The organism is Bacillus sp. 7884-1, from assembly GCF_002272245.1.
Lineage (GTDB): Bacteria > Bacillota > Bacilli > Bacillales > Cytobacillaceae > Neobacillus.
In genome coordinates this window covers 15,210-31,080 of sequence record NZ_NPDD01000079.1, presented here as the reverse complement: position 1 = coordinate 31,080, position 15,871 = coordinate 15,210, and the positions used below count along the sequence as shown (strand labels likewise).

The 15,871-nt window shown below is 37.4% G+C and carries 16 protein-coding genes; 9 read left to right on the top strand and 7 right to left on the bottom strand.

Features of this window, described 5'->3' with window-relative positions; translation table 11 throughout:
• Positions 1-44 precede the first annotated feature (44 nt).
• The 5 genes from CHI06_RS10630 to CHI06_RS10610 all read right to left on the bottom strand — a co-directional run bounded on the left by CHI06_RS10630 (position 45) and on the right by CHI06_RS10610 (position 5,731).
• The gene (locus CHI06_RS10630) at positions 45-836 is read right to left on the bottom strand and encodes an enoyl-CoA hydratase (protein ID WP_095248523.1); all 792 of its coding nucleotides are present in this window, start codon (positions 834-836) and stop codon (positions 45-47) included.
• Between the two features lie 162 nt (positions 837-998).
• Positions 999-2,615, bottom strand: a complete 1,617-nt coding sequence (locus CHI06_RS10625; RefSeq protein ID WP_095248522.1) for a long-chain fatty acid--CoA ligase — start codon at positions 2,613-2,615, stop codon at positions 999-1,001.
• A gap of 135 nt (positions 2,616-2,750) precedes the next feature.
• Positions 2,751-4,262 carry a coproporphyrinogen III oxidase gene (locus CHI06_RS10620; RefSeq protein WP_095248521.1) on the bottom strand — a complete coding sequence of 504 codons (1,512 nt, stop codon included), beginning with the start codon at positions 4,260-4,262 and terminating at the stop codon, positions 2,751-2,753.
• A gap of 125 nt (positions 4,263-4,387) precedes the next feature.
• On the bottom strand, positions 4,388-5,257 hold the full coding sequence (locus CHI06_RS10615; RefSeq protein WP_095248520.1) for a Cof-type HAD-IIB family hydrolase: 870 nt from the start codon (positions 5,255-5,257) through the stop codon (positions 4,388-4,390).
• A gap of 126 nt (positions 5,258-5,383) precedes the next feature.
• On the bottom strand, positions 5,384-5,731 hold the full coding sequence (locus CHI06_RS10610) for a YlbF family regulator (protein WP_095248519.1): 348 nt from the start codon (positions 5,729-5,731) through the stop codon (positions 5,384-5,386).
• 176 nt (positions 5,732-5,907) lie between these two features.
• Here CHI06_RS10610 and CHI06_RS10605 point away from each other — a divergent pair, with 176 nt between their 5' ends.
• From CHI06_RS10605 to CHI06_RS10570, 8 genes are all read left to right on the top strand, one after another.
• The gene (locus tag CHI06_RS10605; RefSeq protein ID WP_095248518.1) at positions 5,908-7,269 is read left to right on the top strand and encodes a YheC/YheD family endospore coat-associated protein; all 1,362 of its coding nucleotides are present in this window, start codon (positions 5,908-5,910) and stop codon (positions 7,267-7,269) included.
• On the top strand, positions 7,270-8,373 hold the full coding sequence (locus CHI06_RS10600) for a YheC/YheD family endospore coat-associated protein (RefSeq protein ID WP_095248517.1): 1,104 nt from the start codon (positions 7,270-7,272) through the stop codon (positions 8,371-8,373).
• On the top strand, positions 8,351-9,718 hold the full coding sequence (locus tag CHI06_RS10595) for a YheC/YheD family endospore coat-associated protein (protein WP_095248516.1): 1,368 nt from the start codon (positions 8,351-8,353) through the stop codon (positions 9,716-9,718). The genes CHI06_RS10600 and CHI06_RS10595 overlap by 23 nt, the downstream gene beginning before the upstream one ends.
• Positions 9,712-10,773 (top strand): YheC/YheD family endospore coat-associated protein, encoded by a 1,062-nt coding sequence (locus CHI06_RS10590; protein WP_257009236.1) that lies wholly within the window; start codon positions 9,712-9,714, stop codon positions 10,771-10,773. The genes CHI06_RS10595 and CHI06_RS10590 overlap by 7 nt, the downstream gene beginning before the upstream one ends.
• A gap of 79 nt (positions 10,774-10,852) precedes the next feature.
• A complete protein-coding gene (locus tag CHI06_RS10585; protein ID WP_095248515.1) occupies positions 10,853-11,062 on the top strand; it encodes a YheE family protein in 210 nt (69 codons plus the stop codon).
• A 59-nt stretch (positions 11,063-11,121) separates the two neighbouring features.
• Positions 11,122-11,310 carry a hypothetical protein gene (locus tag CHI06_RS10580; RefSeq protein WP_095248544.1) on the top strand — a complete coding sequence of 63 codons (189 nt, stop codon included), beginning with the start codon at positions 11,122-11,124 and terminating at the stop codon, positions 11,308-11,310.
• Positions 11,311-11,424: 114 nt separating this feature from the next.
• A complete protein-coding gene (locus CHI06_RS10575; RefSeq protein ID WP_095248514.1) occupies positions 11,425-12,327 on the top strand; it encodes a PucR family transcriptional regulator in 903 nt (300 codons plus the stop codon).
• A gap of 108 nt (positions 12,328-12,435) precedes the next feature.
• Positions 12,436-13,545 carry an ABC transporter ATP-binding protein gene (locus CHI06_RS10570; RefSeq protein ID WP_095248513.1) on the top strand — a complete coding sequence of 370 codons (1,110 nt, stop codon included), beginning with the start codon at positions 12,436-12,438 and terminating at the stop codon, positions 13,543-13,545.
• Between the two features lie 42 nt (positions 13,546-13,587).
• On the opposite strand, the gene CHI06_RS10565 is transcribed toward CHI06_RS10570, so the two are convergent.
• Positions 13,588-13,830, bottom strand: coding sequence for a hypothetical protein (locus tag CHI06_RS10565; protein WP_095248512.1), 243 nt, complete (start codon positions 13,828-13,830; stop codon positions 13,588-13,590).
• 286 nt (positions 13,831-14,116) lie between these two features.
• On the opposite strand from CHI06_RS10565, the gene CHI06_RS10560 reads away from it, so the two are divergent.
• Positions 14,117-14,320 (top strand): alpha/beta-type small acid-soluble spore protein, encoded by a 204-nt coding sequence (locus CHI06_RS10560; protein WP_095248511.1) that lies wholly within the window; start codon positions 14,117-14,119, stop codon positions 14,318-14,320.
• 75 nt (positions 14,321-14,395) lie between these two features.
• On the opposite strand, the gene fumC is transcribed toward CHI06_RS10560, so the two are convergent.
• On the bottom strand, positions 14,396-15,775 hold the full coding sequence (gene fumC / locus CHI06_RS10555) for a class II fumarate hydratase (RefSeq protein WP_095248510.1): 1,380 nt from the start codon (positions 15,773-15,775) through the stop codon (positions 14,396-14,398).
• Between the last annotated feature and the right edge of the window lie 96 nt (positions 15,776-15,871).

Genomic DNA, 15,871 nt, shown 5'->3' with positions numbered 1-15,871 from the left:
TATAGACAAAAAAAAAGAAGCAAAGAATGCTTCTTTTTTTCTTGTTACTTTCCAATAAACTTAGGCGCTCTCTTTTCTATAAACGCTCTAATTCCTTCTTGGTGATCAAAAGTTCTACGCATATTTAATTGCCCTTGTTTTTCTAGTTCTAGTATCTTAAGTAATTGCGGACGGTTACTATCTGCTAATATTTTTTTCGTTTTTATCATTGCCTGAACTGGACGACTCAGCCAATCAGTTAATCTTGCTTCTAAAGTTTCTTCTAGATTTCCCTCAGCAACTTCCTGGATCAGCCCTAAATCTAAGGCTTCCTGTGCATTCATCATTTTTCCATCCCAGATAACTTGCTTAGCTTTTATTTCGCCTAATCTCTTTTCTAAAAAGAAGTGGGAACCGCCATCTGGTATTAACCCGATCCCAATAAAATTCATTGCCAGTTTGCTTCTATTGTCCGCTATGATATGGTCAGTAGCCAATGCTAGACTGAAACCAAGTCCTGCTGCAGCACCATTTACAGCGCTAATGGTTAATTTAGGAATACTGTATAAAGTAATGATCAATTCGCTAATACAGTCCATCACTGGAAAGAATTCGCTCTCATTCAATTCAGACAGCATCGTTTTAATATCCCCGCCTGCGGAGAAGGCTCTGCCATTCCCTGTCAAAACGACAACATCAATATCATCAGAGTCCGAGATTTCTTTAAGTTTGCTGGCAAGTCCCCTTATCATGTCCACATCAAGTGCATTTAATGCCTCCGGTCTATTCATTTCCACCGTCGCAACCCGGCCGTTAACCCTAACCTTTACCTTATCTGTTACAAAATTAATACTCACCCCAAACCCCTCCCATGAACTTTATTCATTTCTATTATAGCTTGAATTGGTACGATAAAAAATAAATTTTCATAATATATGGAATTTTCACTACCTCTATTTACTAAAACTATTTGTTACGGCAAATAGGACAAAGAGCAGCCTCTTTGTCCTTTTACAAACTTACTTCCTAAGTACTTCCTTTTGTACCTGCTCTCTTAGTGTCATCTTTAAAAACTTCCCTACAGAGGTTTTCGGAATTTCCTCTAAGAACAAGATTTCATCAGGTAACCACCACTTAGCAAACTGTGGTGTTAAAAATTCAATTAACTCTTCTTTCGTCACCTTATCTTTAAATGCATCTTTTAAAACCACACACGCAACAGGTCTTTCCTGATATTGTTCGTGCGGGACAGCAACAACTGCCGCTTCAAACACCGATTCATGGGCCATCAAAGCATTCTCCAAATCAACGGAAGAAATCCATTCACCGCCGCTCTTAATTAAATCCTTTGTCCGATCGACAATTTTCACAAAACCTTCCTCATCGATTGTAACCACATCTCCAGTGTGCAGCCAGCCGTCACGGAAGGCATCTAGCGTTCTCTCATCCTTATAATACTCAGAGGCAATCCAAGGACCCTTGATGCATAGTTCGCCCATTTCCTGACCATCCCAAGCTACTTCTCCATCCTTGCCAACAACTTTTATGCTTAAGCCCGGAACAAGAACTCCTTGTTTCGCTCTTATTTCTAGTCTTTCCTCATAATCTAAATTCTCTTGATAGCTTTTTAGGGTGGAAATAACCACCAGCGGACTTGTTTCAGTCATTCCATATGCATGTAAGAAAGGCACTTTGTGACGTTGTTCAAATGCCTTAATCATTCCTTTTGGAGCTGCTGAACCGCCGCAAAGTACTCCTCTTAAACTACTAAGGTCGTAAGAGCCCTCATCAAGTTCTTTTAACAACCCTAGCCAAATGGTTGGAACACCTGCCGTGATGGTAACTTTTTCACTTTCAATTAGTTCTGCAAGTAGTTTCGGAGTAAAATATGGTCCTGGCAGGACTAAGGATGTCCCAAACCATACAGCAGCAAATGGCATTCCCCAAGCATTGGCATGGAACATTGGCACTACTGGCAATGCAATGTCTTTTTCACTGATGGCCGCACTATCGGCAAGCCCTAATGCCATACTATGAAGAAATATCCCTCTATGCGAGTATACGACTCCTTTTGGATTTCCTGTGGTTGCAGAAGTATAACACATACCTGCTGGATCATTTTCTTCGATATCTTCAGGATAGTTAAAATTGGGATTAGCTTCTGCTAACAGATCTTCATAATGGTAAATTGGAGAAAGGGTGGTTTCAGGAAGTTCCTTGTCGTCTGTCATAATCACATAAGCCTTCACGCTTTTTAGCTCTGTTGCACATTTTTCAAGTAATGGAATGATGTCTGGGTCTACTAAGAGGACACTATCTTCTGCATGATTAATAATGTAGGAAATATGATGTGGAGAAAGACGGATGTTAATCGTATGAAGAACGGCTCCGATACACGGTATCGCAAAATAGGCCTCTAGATGGCGATGATGGTTCCATGCAAGCGTTCCTACTCTATCGCCTTTTTCTACTCCAAGTTTTTTAAGACTATCTCCTAGTCTTCTAGTTCTTTCACCGATTTGTTTGTACGTAAAACGATGTAAACCACTTGCTGTTCTCGAAACTACCTGCTTCTTTGGAAAATACTTTTCTGCTCTTTCAATCATCTGTGTCATTGTTAATGGCGTTTGCATCATTACTAAATCCCCTCCATAACTGAAAGCGTTTTCAATTCATAGTATTCTATGACTGTTTTCCTATAAAATATTCTCCATAATTATGACTTTTCCTCTATTAAGAACAAGATTTCCATAAAAAAAATCTCCTGCCTATTAAGCAAGAGATCCTTTTTCAGAGAATATTTTATCTAATATTTTTATTTTTTCTTCTGTGTAAGCTTCAAAGCTTTCATTATATGTTTTTGGATCTTTCGGATTAGCGAACTGGGTGATCTTTCCTGTCTGCAGGTCAATAAATTTACTCGCTGCTCCGCATCCAAGCCCAATTATGGTCTGCTGCTCTTCCATAATCATGATATTATAAATGCTTTCTTGATTTGGAAATGCATAACCGACATTTTCAAGATTACCCAGAATGTTTTTTTGACGGTATAGATAATAGGGAACATAGCCGTGACTGTCTGTCCACTGTGTTGCTAGATTCATCATTTGTTCTACTTCTTCCCGACCTGCCACTTTGTATTTATCCTTGTTTTTCGTCATTTCTGAGGCACGCTTAAAGGATAATGTATGAACAGTTAAGGATTCCGGCATTAACTTTTCCGTTTCAGCAAGGGAATGTGTAAATTCAGGTATCCCTTCACCTGGAAGACCAATAATGAGGTCCATGTTTATATTATTCATGCCCATTTCTCTTGCTAAATGATATTTTTCGATTGTTTCAGTAACCGTGTGATGGCGCCCAATTGCTTTTAAAGTTTCCTGTGTATAGGATTGAGGATTAATACTAATCCGGTCGATTTTCCATTTCTTTAATACCTCTAACTTTTCAGGGGTAATCGTATCGGGACGACCGGCTTCCACCGTGATCTCACGTATCTTTTCAACCTCTGGGAATGAATCATACATTTCCTCATAAAGCATATCCATTTCTTCAGCTGTAATACTAGTTGGGGTTCCGCCTCCATAGTAAACGGTGGTAATCCTTACACCCTTTTCCTTCAGCCATTCCCCACTTTTCTTTATTTCATAATGCAGCCCGCCTAAGAACGAATCAACTGATCCTTGTCGACCATTTATTGCATATGCCGGGAATGTGCAGTAGGCACATTTTGTCGGACAAAAAGGAATACCAATATAAATGCTAACTTCCTTTTGAAGTGAATATAGATCCGGAACAATGGCTAGTTGTCTGTCGACGATTTGCTGCATGAGATTTATCTTTTCGTCTGTAATAAGGTAATCAGCTTTTAATTGCTGGTGGGCAATTTCTTGAGGAATTCCCTCTTGAACTTTACGATGTAATAGCTTTGTGGGTCTGATTCCGGTTAAGATTCCCCACTTTTGGGTAATTCCTGTCCAATCCTGTAAAAGCACTAAATAAACATGAGCAACTGCATTTTTTATCTGCTTAAATTTTTCCTTTTTTGAATGTGACTGAAGGAATTCTTTTTCGTAGCTTTCCGTAATAGAATTACCTGCTTGATCTATCATATCAGCAGATACCTTAATAAAGTCGTTTTCAGCTAAAGTAAAATTTATTATTAAATCAGCAGCTTCATCTTTAACTTTCAAAATCTCTGTTTCTTCAAAAAATAAATTTCCGATTAGTTGCAGCATCCGATTAAATCGTTCATCGTCTAAACCAATAATACTAATTCGCATAAAAATCACCTTTTTCTATTTAAAAAACTCCTTTAAGTTTACATAATCAATAATATTAGGTCAATATAATGGAAAGCATTGACAAAGATAAAGAGACATCATCGTGTATGATGATGTCTCTTTCATTACTTTTTAATAATATTCATTTTCCTTAAAAACTCAATCGGCTGCTGCTTTCTAAAGTGTTCTTTAACCATATATGCAACGCCGTGCTCATTTTTTGATCTGGTTACCCAGTTAGCTGCTCTTTTCACCTCAAACTCGGCGTTCCACATAGCCACGCCCAATCCAGCAGCCTCAATGGCTGGAATATCATCTAATCCTTCTCCAATGACAACCATTTCTTTTAATTGAATCCCAAGATTACTTCCAAGGAAGGCAAGACCCTTTAACTTTGAAGCACCCGCAGGGACAATATCTAATCGCAAGGCGTCAAGTTGTATCGTCTCAATTTCTGTAAACATCTTTTCGATTGCCTTTTTTGCATCCTGAAGATCACTTTCCTCTTCAAAATAAACCTCTATTTTCGGTGGAGTAACCGGTTGATCATGTAAGTATTCACTAAGAGACGAAACAAATTGCTGTGAATAAAATACTGGATCTCCTGATGTAAACACAGTTTTAGCTAACAAATTATTGTTTAACTTCAACCTATTTGCTAACGAATATTGTTCATGTACCAGCCTAATTTGACAAGGCATCCCCTCTAGGAAACGGACTGTATCATAGGTGATATTTTCGTGTATTCTTTGGACAAGATTTTGTTTATCTTGAATGTTTGCAATATAGGCACCTTGATGAGTGATTAGCGGGTTCTTTATTTTTAATGCCCTTGCCACCTTCTTGGCTGAGGGAAAACTCCTAGATGTCATTAGCGTTACATAAATTCCCTTTTGCTGAACATACTCAATGGCTTCCTTTGTTGACTTATGGATTTTTCCATTGCTCTGTAAGAGAGTTCCATCAATATTTAATGCAAGCAAACGATAAATCATTATGCTGCCCCCTGTTCTTGGTGAAGTTACCCTTATAACACTTTTATGATTTTTCACCCAAAGATAGAACAAGGGCAGATTAGAAAAGAAAAAACTTCCGAAAAAATCGGAAGCTTTTACATCCTATTATAAATTTCCGTAAAGTTCCTCAAGCGGCTTCATAATAACTTGGTTTAACTCACCAATAATCATGCTCATCCGCTGTTCAGCCTGCATAAGTCGAGATATTTTTTCATTTTGCTGGACAAGAGCTACCGTTGATTGCGCGTGCTGGACCTCTTGTTCTGATATTTCCTGCCCCATCATTTGTTTTTGTTGTAAATTCATTTGAATTTGGCGGAAGTTATCAAACATATTTTTTGCTGTTGGATCAGCATTTACTTCATTATACATTTGCTGTAAGTGTTTGTATTCATCACTTTGACGAATCGCTTTTTCTAAAGCATAAGCTGCATCGTATAAATTAACGGACATTGATTCCACTCCTCTTAAGAAAATAATCCTAATAACTATAACAAACTATGTTTGTAAATGCGAGGATGTTCAACTAGGCTGCAATTATGTATCACCATCTATTGGGCGGTAACATACGATACTATATCAAAGAATGCCTATTTAAAAACATATTCGCCGATAAATGAGGAGTGACTATGCCCTTAATCACAATTGTTCCTATGAAATCAGTTAACAGGACAGAGCGTTTTGTTCAGATGTCCTCAAAACTTTTTATACAGTTACAGCTTGAAACAAATGAAATCAAGATTTCTGTAGGAAAGAAAATGGTGAAAGTAAAAATAAGAACGGTTGAGATGTCTCCTAACGAGATTCATTTCCCTGAAAATCTATTTCAACTTTTTTGTTTACCGATTCAACGTTACAAATTTCATTCCATTTATAAAGAAGAAATCCATTCACTGTATTTGGGTCCAGTCATTGGTCTGGTAACGGACTTTAAGAATAATGGAAATGAAGAACCCTATTTCCGTTCAATCCATAGCTTTTGTGAAGAACTTCATCATGGTTTAACGGAGAATGGCGGTTTCTTAAATGTATTTTCATATCCAGAATTTTCGGTTCAGGGTTATTATTTCGATGATGGGAAATGGAAGTCTGCAGTACTCCCTCTCCCTGATGTCATTTATAATCGTATTCATTCTCGAAAAATTGAATTTGGAAAGGAATATCATTTATTTCGTCAAAGGCTTACGGAGTTAAGCATTCCTATTTTTAATGATCGCTTTCTTTCAAAATGGGAGGTTCATGAGCACTTAATCCATGAAAATCATCTTCATTCCTATATACCTGACACTAATCTGTTCACTAAGGAACATTTAGCTGCATTTGCAAATAAGTATGAGACTGTTTTTATTAAACCTGTACATGGAAGTCAAGGGAGAAACATATTCAAACTAAAAAAAGAGAATACCCATTTGATATTGAACTCCTCAGTTAAATTGCACCCAGCAAATAAGCAAATCCTATTATCCTTTGAAGAGATATATCAGCATATTAAACCATTATTGAACAACAGAATCTACATTATTCAGCAGGGAATCCCCCTTCTTACCTATCAAAATAGAGGGATGGACTTTAGAGTATTGTGTCATAAGAATCAACAAAATACCTGGAAGGCTACCTCGCTGGTTGCCCGAATATCAGCAAAGGATGAGTTTGTTTCCAACATTGCCAGAGGCGGAGAAATATTGACTCCCATAAATGCATTAAAAGATAGCATGAGTATAAATGATGCAAAGGTGTTAATCACAGAAATGAAAGAATTAGCCATTGAAACAGCAATAATTATTGAAAGGAAGTCGTCTGGAATTACTGGAGAACTTGGAATCGATATTGGAATTGACCAAGAAGGCAACCCCTGGCTAATTGAAGTCAATTCAAAGCCATCGAAAAACTTTGAAGATGGTCAAATGAAAATAAGACCATCTGCCAAAGCAATTATTCAGTTTTGCACCATGCTAGCTTTGGATACAACCTCAGAAATGGAGGATTTATAGATGATTACCTTTGGAATTATGACCTTAAATTTAGAAAGTGAAGCAGCCTATATAAACGAAATTGCTGCCCGCGGTCATTCCTGCGGCATGGAATGTTACCATTTTCTTCCTTCTACTATTAATCCTCGTACCACACTGGTTTTAGGGAGAAGATTTGATACAGTAAAACAATGTTGGGTAGAAGATGAATTTCCCATCCCTTCTATCATCTATGACCGCTGTTTTTACGGTGATGACGAACATTCAAAGCAATGTATCCCTATTGTTTCCTGGTTAAAAAGCAGAGAGGATATTACTTTTTTAGGATTTGGGCTTCCTAATAAACTAGAATTATATGATACCTTACGCAATTCTCGATTAGTTCCTTATTTGCCTCACTCACAGCCTATTAAAGATTGCTCGCAAGTAGGAAACGCCTTACAAAAACAGAAAAAAATCATTATTAAACCAATAAATGGTTCTCAAGGTTATGGTATCTATTATTTAAAGAAAAACGATAAAACCATCCATGTCAAAACCGAAAAAAACAAGAAAATTATCTCGAGGATTTTTCCTAATGAGAAAAAGTTATTTCAATGGCTCCAACCCTTAATAAACTTCCGGCCATACCTTCTTCAACCCTATCTTGAATTATCTAATGCTGCTTCACAGCCATTTGATATTAGAATTTTACTTCAAAAAGATGAACAAGGGTTCTGGGTTGAACGCGGAAAGGCTATTCGCCAAGGAAATACTGGAGGGATTATTTCAAATTTAAGTGCTGGAGGCTCAGCTGTTGACTTTCGTGACTGGTCCTCTACCCTCCCTTTAGCCAGCAAAGATTATATTTTATCAGAATTAAATTTTATAACTCAAAACCTTCCACATTTACTCGAAAGTGAAATTCTTCCGTTATTTGAAATTGGTATTGATATTGGAATGGCAAAGGATGGTGCCCTTTGGATTCTCGATGTAAATTCAAAGCCTGGAAGAAAGGTAGTCTTACAAACACAGCCAGATTTAAAAGAAACCTTATTCCTATCCCCTCTTCTTTATGGGAAACACCTATCACAGTCAGATCATAAAGAAAGGAAGAGCTACTATGAGAAAACGTTATACCATTGAGATTGCTGAAAACAGCCATTTAGTTGTTTACTGTCCTCAAGAGCTCTTAAAAGATAATGTAATAAAAAAAATTGCCTTTGGGTGTAAAGCAATTGATGCTGACTTCAGACCTCACCCAAAAGAAAATAATGGAATTGTGATAAGCAAAGAGATTCAAAAACTCTTACTTTTTCCTGATTTTGCAATAAAATTGCATGTATTTATCGAACAGCAAGTTCTCAATATTGGACCACTCGTTGGAATATTTACAGCAGGCTTCACCCCATTCCCTCACCGGCCGATTGGAAATAGAACTAACTTTTTCTCCAAACTGTTATCGGTGAAAGCCAATGTTGGAGCGATACCATTTGTTTTTGGAGAACGGCATATTAACTGGGAAATGGGTACAATTAGTGGTTATTTTTATCATGAAAACCATTGGCAAAGTATGGAGGTGCCCTTTCCTCATGTTATATATGATCGGATTCCAAACCGGAAAAGTGAAAGAAATCCCAAATTAGTAAAGGTAAAGGAAACCTTGCAAAAGGACTATCTGATTCCTTGGTATAACCCAGGTTTTTTTAGTAAGTTAGATATATATGAAAGATTACAGCAGGACAAATCGGTGGCTGCCTATCTTCCAGAAACCCATCCATTTACTTCCTTTTCAGTGATTGAAGACATGCTTTCTAAATATGGTCACATCTATCTAAAACCAATAAATGGAAGCCTTGGTTTAGGTGTCCATCAAATCCTCTATGATAAAATCCAGGATGAATATTATTGCCGCTATCAAGATCGTGACGGTTCGAACCGCCTGCGAAAGTTTTCTTCCTTAGAAGGCTTGTTTCAAACTGTTTTCGCGAATCGTAGTTTAGATAAAATGCTTGTTCAGCAAGGAATTCACCTCCTCAGACAAGAGCAGCGCCCCATTGATTTTCGCATACACAGTAATAAAGATGATGCTGGTGTATGGCATGTTACAGCATTGGCTGCAAAATTAGCTGGCCTAGGCAGCGTAACTACCCATGCCCGGAGCGGAGGAGAAATTAAAACACTGTCAGAACTTTTTCAACAGGAAGAATGTCAACTTTATACAGAAAAGCTTGTTCATGCTGCCCTGTTGTTAAGTAACAGCCTCTCTAACAACATGGAAGGCATTATTGGCGAAGTGGGATTTGATTTAGGAATTGATAAACATGGTGATGTTTGGTTATTTGAAGCAAATTCCAAACCAGGCAGATCCATTTTCAGCCACCCAGAACTTAAGGAATTCGATAAACTCACGTGCAAGCTATCACTGGCTTTTGCAGTTTTTTTAACGGAACAAACCATTTTGCATCCTGAGTATGATATCAAATGGTAGCAATGATTCCATGGAGTAAAAAACTAAAGCCCGTCATTGGAATTTTGACTGCAAAGAAAAAGGATGGAACAATTGGTGGGAATGGCTCCCTATTTATTGAGCTGCAAAAGAAGCTTATTTCACTTAATGGAATAAGCTTTATCTTTACACTTGACGGGGTTCATGATGATTCAATAGATGGGTTCACATTTATCCCAGAGAAGAATGAATGGGAAAAGATTAATTCCCCCTACCCGGACCTTGTATATAACCGCATACCCTTTCGAAAGTCAGAAGTAGAAATAAAAAATAGTACGTTTTTTTCTGACTTAAAAGATAAAAAAATACCTTTTTTTAATCCAGGCTTTATTGATAAATATGAACTATATCAGCTCTTTAAAGACCACCCCATTCTTCATTCTTATCTGCCTTCTACCATCCCGGCCATTGAAAAACAAAAACTAAGGTCCTTCCTAGCTCAATTTCAATCTATTTATTTAAAACCTGCTCAATCTGCAAGGGGAAATGGGATTTTTAGATTAGAACTAGAAACAGAGAAAAAGCTCATTTTAAATGGAATAAGTAAGAGCAATGAATACATTACTTTTGATCATTTTTGGAGCGATTGGGAAAACATACTTAGGGAAAAAAATTACTTGGCACAAGAGGAAATAAAGACTAAAACGTATGATGGTAAACGGTTCGATTTACGCATTCTCGCTCATGCTGTAAATGACAACTATATTGTTACAGGAGTAGGAATAAGACAATCCCAAAAGCAGGATATAACCACTCATATTCCTTCAGGTGGAAAGCTTTTACCCTATGATCTATTCCAAACGGAGGAGCAAGACTTTTTTATTGAAAATGTTGTTGAACAAATCGGGATGGCACTCTCACAGAAGTTTGGCTTTTTTGGGGAGTTTTCCATAGATGTCGGCATTAGTGAAACTGGACACTATTATATTTACGAAGTCAACTCAAAACCAATGAGTTTTGATGAGAAAGAAATAGAAGTTAAGAAAATTGAATATCTCTGTCAGTTGTTCCTGCAGCTTACTGTTCATAGCAACTAACTGAAAAATTTACTGGAATGTATTCATTAATTCCCTTAAGCTAGAGGTAACTACTAGTATTTAGAGGGAGATGTTAATAATGTTGACACATTTTCAATATAAGCCTTTATTTGAGAATAAGAATATTCCTGGATGGAATTTTTCCTTTTACTATAAAAAACAAAGATATTCAGGTATTTATCATCAAACGGGAAAAATTGATTGGACAGTCAATATTCCCGAACAGGATGACATTGACGCACTAACCAGCCAAATCCACGAGTTAATGCTCTTCCATGTTTATGAATAATGAATGAGTGAATGAAATACTACCCTTTCCGTAAACTAAAGAAAAAACTAGGAAAGGAAATGATTGCTGTGGAAGAAGGAAAAAAAGACTTGCAGTATGAAGGAAAAGACAAAGTTCACTTAGATATTGACAGAATAATTAACGAAGGATTGTCGGGAGGTTCCGTCCATTCTCGCCATGATACTACCAATATTGAAGAAGCCCGTAATCTTACCGAAGAAGAACCGCCTTTACAATCAACCGAATAATTTAAAAAGGCTAGCTCGTAGAAATGATCACGAGTTAGCCTTTTTTTATGATTGCCAAAATAATGCTATAATTAGTGTATTATTCTTAAAATTATCATATTGGAGAAGTTGAACTTGTTAAAAAAAATCATGTCCTTATACGAAAATTCAGTACTGTCTTCTGTGCAGCCAACCTACACATTTGACCAATATTACATATTTTATGACAAAACTGAAAAGAACTGGCTTTCAATCCCGAAGTCAAATTTAACAGAAAATGAGCTAAACCTTCTAAAAGTTCTATATGAACAAGTGAAAATGTCTTCCGTACCGCCGAGCTCACTTTCTAGAAAATGGCATGAGTTTTTGCTATTAGATGGACCAATTCCTACTCTAAGTAGTGAAAGTAATTTTCGCTTCATCCAGTTCCAAATAAAAGGTCATGGGGTAGACCCAACTGAAATTGAGTCCGCCATTAAAGGTTTTTTTTCTGATGAAGTACAAATTATTTGGGAAGATGACCATTATGGGATAGTTATTGAAGAAAGAAGACAATTTTCCCTCACCGAAAGTGAGTTAACTTCCATAGCGGATACATTAGAAAGTGACTTTTATGTAAAAGTTTCCTTTTATATTGGCAAACTCTACTCTGCTTCAAGTCAATTGCGAAACCATTTTCATCAAGAAAAGGAGTATTTTGAATTTGCTAAGAAAAATCTAACGAGCACAAGTATTATTACCTTTGAAAAGATATTTCCAGCTTTTGTTGCATTTAATCTGCCTGATGACATTAAAGATAAAGTTAATACGGAACTTTCTTCGATTTTTTTAGAGGATCCTGAGTTATATACAACCATAAAAGTATTCTTAGAGAATAATTTAAATGCAAGCTTAACAGCTAAAAAATTATTTATTCATCGCAATACACTTCAATACCGAATTGATAAATTCATTGATAAGACCGGGGTACAATTAAAAGACTTTTATGGAGCTTTTACCGTCTTTTTAGCCTGTCTGCTTTTTGAACAAAACAAATAGGACACAATGCACAAAATTCATTTTAGCAACTTTGTGCATTGTGTCCATATTGTTTGTAAACCTTTTCATGTAAACTGAGATTAATCAAAACTTAGGAGGGTTTACACAATGGCTGAATTAAAATTAGATCATATTTATAAAATTTACGATAATAAAGTTACAGCGGTTACAGACTTTAATCTACATATTCAAGATAAGGAGTTTATCGTATTTGTCGGTCCTTCCGGCTGCGGTAAATCAACAACGTTACGTATGGTTGCTGGTCTTGAAGAAATTTCAAAAGGTGACTTTTATATTGACGGAAAAAGAGTGAATGATGTAGCTCCTAAAGATCGTGATATCGCAATGGTATTCCAAAACTATGCACTATATCCGCATATGACGGTTTATGATAATATGGCTTTCGGTTTAAAACTTCGTAAGTTTCCGAAGGATGAAATTGATCGTCGTGTAAATGAAGCTGCAAAAATCCTAGGATTAGAAGCCTACTTAAAGAGAAAGCCAAAAGCTTTATCAGGTGGTCAACGTCAGCGTGTTGCATTAGGACGTGCGATTGTCCGTGATGCAAAGGTGTTCTTAATGGACGAACCTCTTTCAAACCTAGATGCAAAACTTCGTGTAGCCATGCGTGCTGAAATCGCGAAGCTTCACCGTCGTTTAAACACAACTACTATTTATGTAACACATGACCAAACAGAAGCAATGACAATGGCTTCAAGACTTGTAGTTATGAAGGATGGTCTTATTCAACAAGTGGGAACACCAAAAGAAGTATATGAAAAGCCTGAAAACGTATTTGTTGGCGGCTTTATCGGTTCTCCTGCAATGAACTTCTTCAATGGTAAACTTGAAGATGGCAAGTTTGTAGCTGGCAAAACTTCTATTGCAGTTCCTGAAGGTAAAATGAAAGTACTTCGTGAGCAAGGATATGTAGGAAAAGAAATTATCCTTGGTGTTCGTCCAGAAGATATCCATGATGAGCCAGTATTTATCGAAGCATCTGCTGGTACAAAAGTTACTACTACTGTAGATGTAGCTGAGTTAACTGGTGCGGAATTAATGGTGTACTCTAGTATTGATGGACAGGACTTCGTTGCCCGTCTTGATTCAAGAGCTGATATTCACCCAGGCGATTCATTAGAATTAGCATTTGATTTAAATAAGGGTCATTTCTTTGACATAGAAACTGAGTCCCGCATCCGCGTGGCTAACGAATAGGAAAGCACTAAAAAGGTCTCGCGATTGCGAGACCTTTTGCATTTATTCTTTAATAAAGATTACGTCATCCTTTTGACAGGATGGACACTGATATAAGTGCGGGCATTTTCCCCCTGAGTTCGTGTCCGGATAACCGTCTTCCATCTTCATTAAATCAATTTCCATATATGGACTGTAATCATCATAGAAGTCCATTAACCTGCCGCTATCTAACATTTGTTCACCGCAATGTGTGCATAATAGCGTTACTTCACGTAAACCGTTGCATATTGGGCATATCGACATTCCCATTCACCCTCTAAGTTATTGTATATGATTAGTTTGCGTTACTATTACGGCACTATGTAACGGAATAAATTACCAGTAAAATTCATCGAATAAGTTGTCCATTTTTAATCATAATAATATTACAAAGCAAGCAACAACCCAGCTACACAAAAGAAAGTATGAAGCATCTCCAACATCTAATAACTTTTAAGATGGGTTAGGCCAAGGTGGCAATGGTTTATTTTAACCATATGGTTCAATTCCATACTGACCCCAAAATTATTAAGAGGAGTGTTATTCAACTATGGCTAGTAACAACAACTCTAATCAACTTTTAGTACCTGGAGTGGAGCAAGCACTTCAACAAATGAAGTATGAAATTGCAACAGAATTTGGAGTAAATCTTGGTGCCGATACTACTTCTCGTGCAAACGGTTCTGTCGGTGGAGAAATCACTAAGCGTCTTGTAGCAATGGCAGAGCAACAACTTGGCGGATTCCAACGCTAATCTTTAAGTAAACACAGTAAAAAATAAATATTATGGCTTAAGCCCCCTCCTTCATCGGAGGGGGCTTTCAATGGTCTAAATCATCTTCTCAGGTTTAACCCATTCATCGAATTGCTGCGAGGTAACATATCCTGTTTTGACAGCTGCATCCCTTAACGTACTATTTTCCTTATAAGCTAGCTTGGCAATCTCAGCGGCTTTTTCATAACCAATATAAGGATTTAACGCAGTAACAAGCATTAATGATCGCTCCACATGTTTTTTAACCACCTCTTCATTTACTTCAATACCCCTCGCACATTTTTCATTAAAGGAACGAATGCTGTCACTTAAGAGGGAAATCGATTGAATGAGATTGTAAATAATGACCGGCTTATAAACATTTAACTCGAAATTCCCCTGGCTTGCCGCAAAGCCAATGGTCGCATCATTTCCGAAAACCTGGCAGGCAACCATACTTAACGCTTCACTTTGCGTAGGATTTACCTTTCCAGGCATAATGGAACTTCCCGGCTCATTAGCCGGTATCGTTAACTCGCCAATCCCGCTCCGAGGTCCGCTTGCCAGCCATCTGACATCATTAGCAATTTTCATTAAATCTGCTGCCAGTGCCTTTAGGGCACCGTGCACAAAGACGATTTCATCATGACTCGTTAACGCGTGAAATTTATTCGGAGAAGCCTGAAAGGGGTAACCCGTCAATGTTGAAAGCTGTTCGGCCATTTTATCCCCAAATTTAGGATGAGCGTTTATGCCCGTACCAACTGCGGTGCCGCCAATAGCAAGGTTCAATAAATAACGACTTGAATCGGCAGCCATCTTTTCAGCCTTTTCGAGCATGAATCTCCAGCCGCTTATTTCTTGACCAAAAGTCAGTGGAGTAGCATCCTGCAAATGAGTTCGGCCAATCTTCACCACATGCATAAATGCCTTTTCCTTTTCTAAAAAGGTGTCTTTTAGCTCATCCATAGCGGGAAGTAAATTCTCCGTTAACTTTATGTACGCAGCGATATGCATAGCGGTCGGAAATGTATCATTTGAACTCTGCGACATATTGACGTCATCATTTGGATGAATCCGTTCTTTATTTCCTTGGCTCATTAATAAATCGTTGGCCTGATTTGCAATGACCTCATTCACATTCATATTGGTTTGAGTGCCGCTTCCTGTTTGCCAGACTGCAAGTGGAAAATGGCTGTTATATTTTCCAGAAAGGATTGAGTCGCAAACCATAACAATTGCCTTCATTTTACTTTCAGCTAATTCTCCTAGTTGATGATTGACAATAGCACCTGCTTTTTTAATTAAGGTTAACGCATATACCACTTCGATCGGCATTTTTTCGATGCCAATATTGAAATTGTTCAAGCTCCTCTGTGTTTGTGCACCCCAAAATTTATCACTCGGAACCTGAACCTCACCAAGTGTATCTCTTTCAATTCTAACGTTTTCCATAAATGCTCTCACCTCACTATCATATATATTCCCAATAAAAAGAAAAAAACTACAGACATTTGTCTGCAGTTTAATGTTTAACAACAATATAACCGA

What these genes read in the sequence shown, in the direction of transcription:
- CHI06_RS10625 (WP_095248522.1), bottom strand. Translation starts at nt 2,615, where the DNA reads ATGATGCAAACGCCATTAACAATGACACAGATGATTGAAAGAGCAGAA.
- CHI06_RS10620 (WP_095248521.1), bottom strand. Translation starts at nt 4,262, where the DNA reads ATGCGAATTAGTATTATTGGTTTAGACGATGAACGATTTAATCGGATG.
- CHI06_RS10615 (WP_095248520.1), bottom strand. Translation starts at nt 5,257, where the DNA reads ATGATTTATCGTTTGCTTGCATTAAATATTGATGGAACTCTCTTACAG.
- CHI06_RS10610 (WP_095248519.1), bottom strand. Translation starts at nt 5,731, where the DNA reads ATGTCCGTTAATTTATACGATGCAGCTTATGCTTTAGAAAAAGCGATT.
- CHI06_RS10605 (WP_095248518.1), top strand. Translation starts at nt 5,908, where the DNA reads ATGCCCTTAATCACAATTGTTCCTATGAAATCAGTTAACAGGACAGAG.
- CHI06_RS10600 (WP_095248517.1), top strand. Translation starts at nt 7,270, where the DNA reads ATGATTACCTTTGGAATTATGACCTTAAATTTAGAAAGTGAAGCAGCC.
- CHI06_RS10595 (WP_095248516.1), top strand. Translation starts at nt 8,351, where the DNA reads ATGAGAAAACGTTATACCATTGAGATTGCTGAAAACAGCCATTTAGTT.
- CHI06_RS10590 (WP_257009236.1), top strand. Translation starts at nt 9,712, where the DNA reads ATGGTAGCAATGATTCCATGGAGTAAAAAACTAAAGCCCGTCATTGGA.
- CHI06_RS10585 (WP_095248515.1), top strand. Translation starts at nt 10,853, where the DNA reads ATGTTGACACATTTTCAATATAAGCCTTTATTTGAGAATAAGAATATT.
- CHI06_RS10580 (WP_095248544.1), top strand. Translation starts at nt 11,122, where the DNA reads ATGATTGCTGTGGAAGAAGGAAAAAAAGACTTGCAGTATGAAGGAAAA.
- CHI06_RS10570 (WP_095248513.1), top strand. Translation starts at nt 12,436, where the DNA reads ATGGCTGAATTAAAATTAGATCATATTTATAAAATTTACGATAATAAA.
- CHI06_RS10565 (WP_095248512.1), bottom strand. Translation starts at nt 13,830, where the DNA reads ATGTCGATATGCCCAATATGCAACGGTTTACGTGAAGTAACGCTATTA.
- CHI06_RS10560 (WP_095248511.1), top strand. Translation starts at nt 14,117, where the DNA reads ATGGCTAGTAACAACAACTCTAATCAACTTTTAGTACCTGGAGTGGAG.
- fumC (WP_095248510.1), bottom strand. Translation starts at nt 15,775, where the DNA reads ATGGAAAACGTTAGAATTGAAAGAGATACACTTGGTGAGGTTCAGGTT.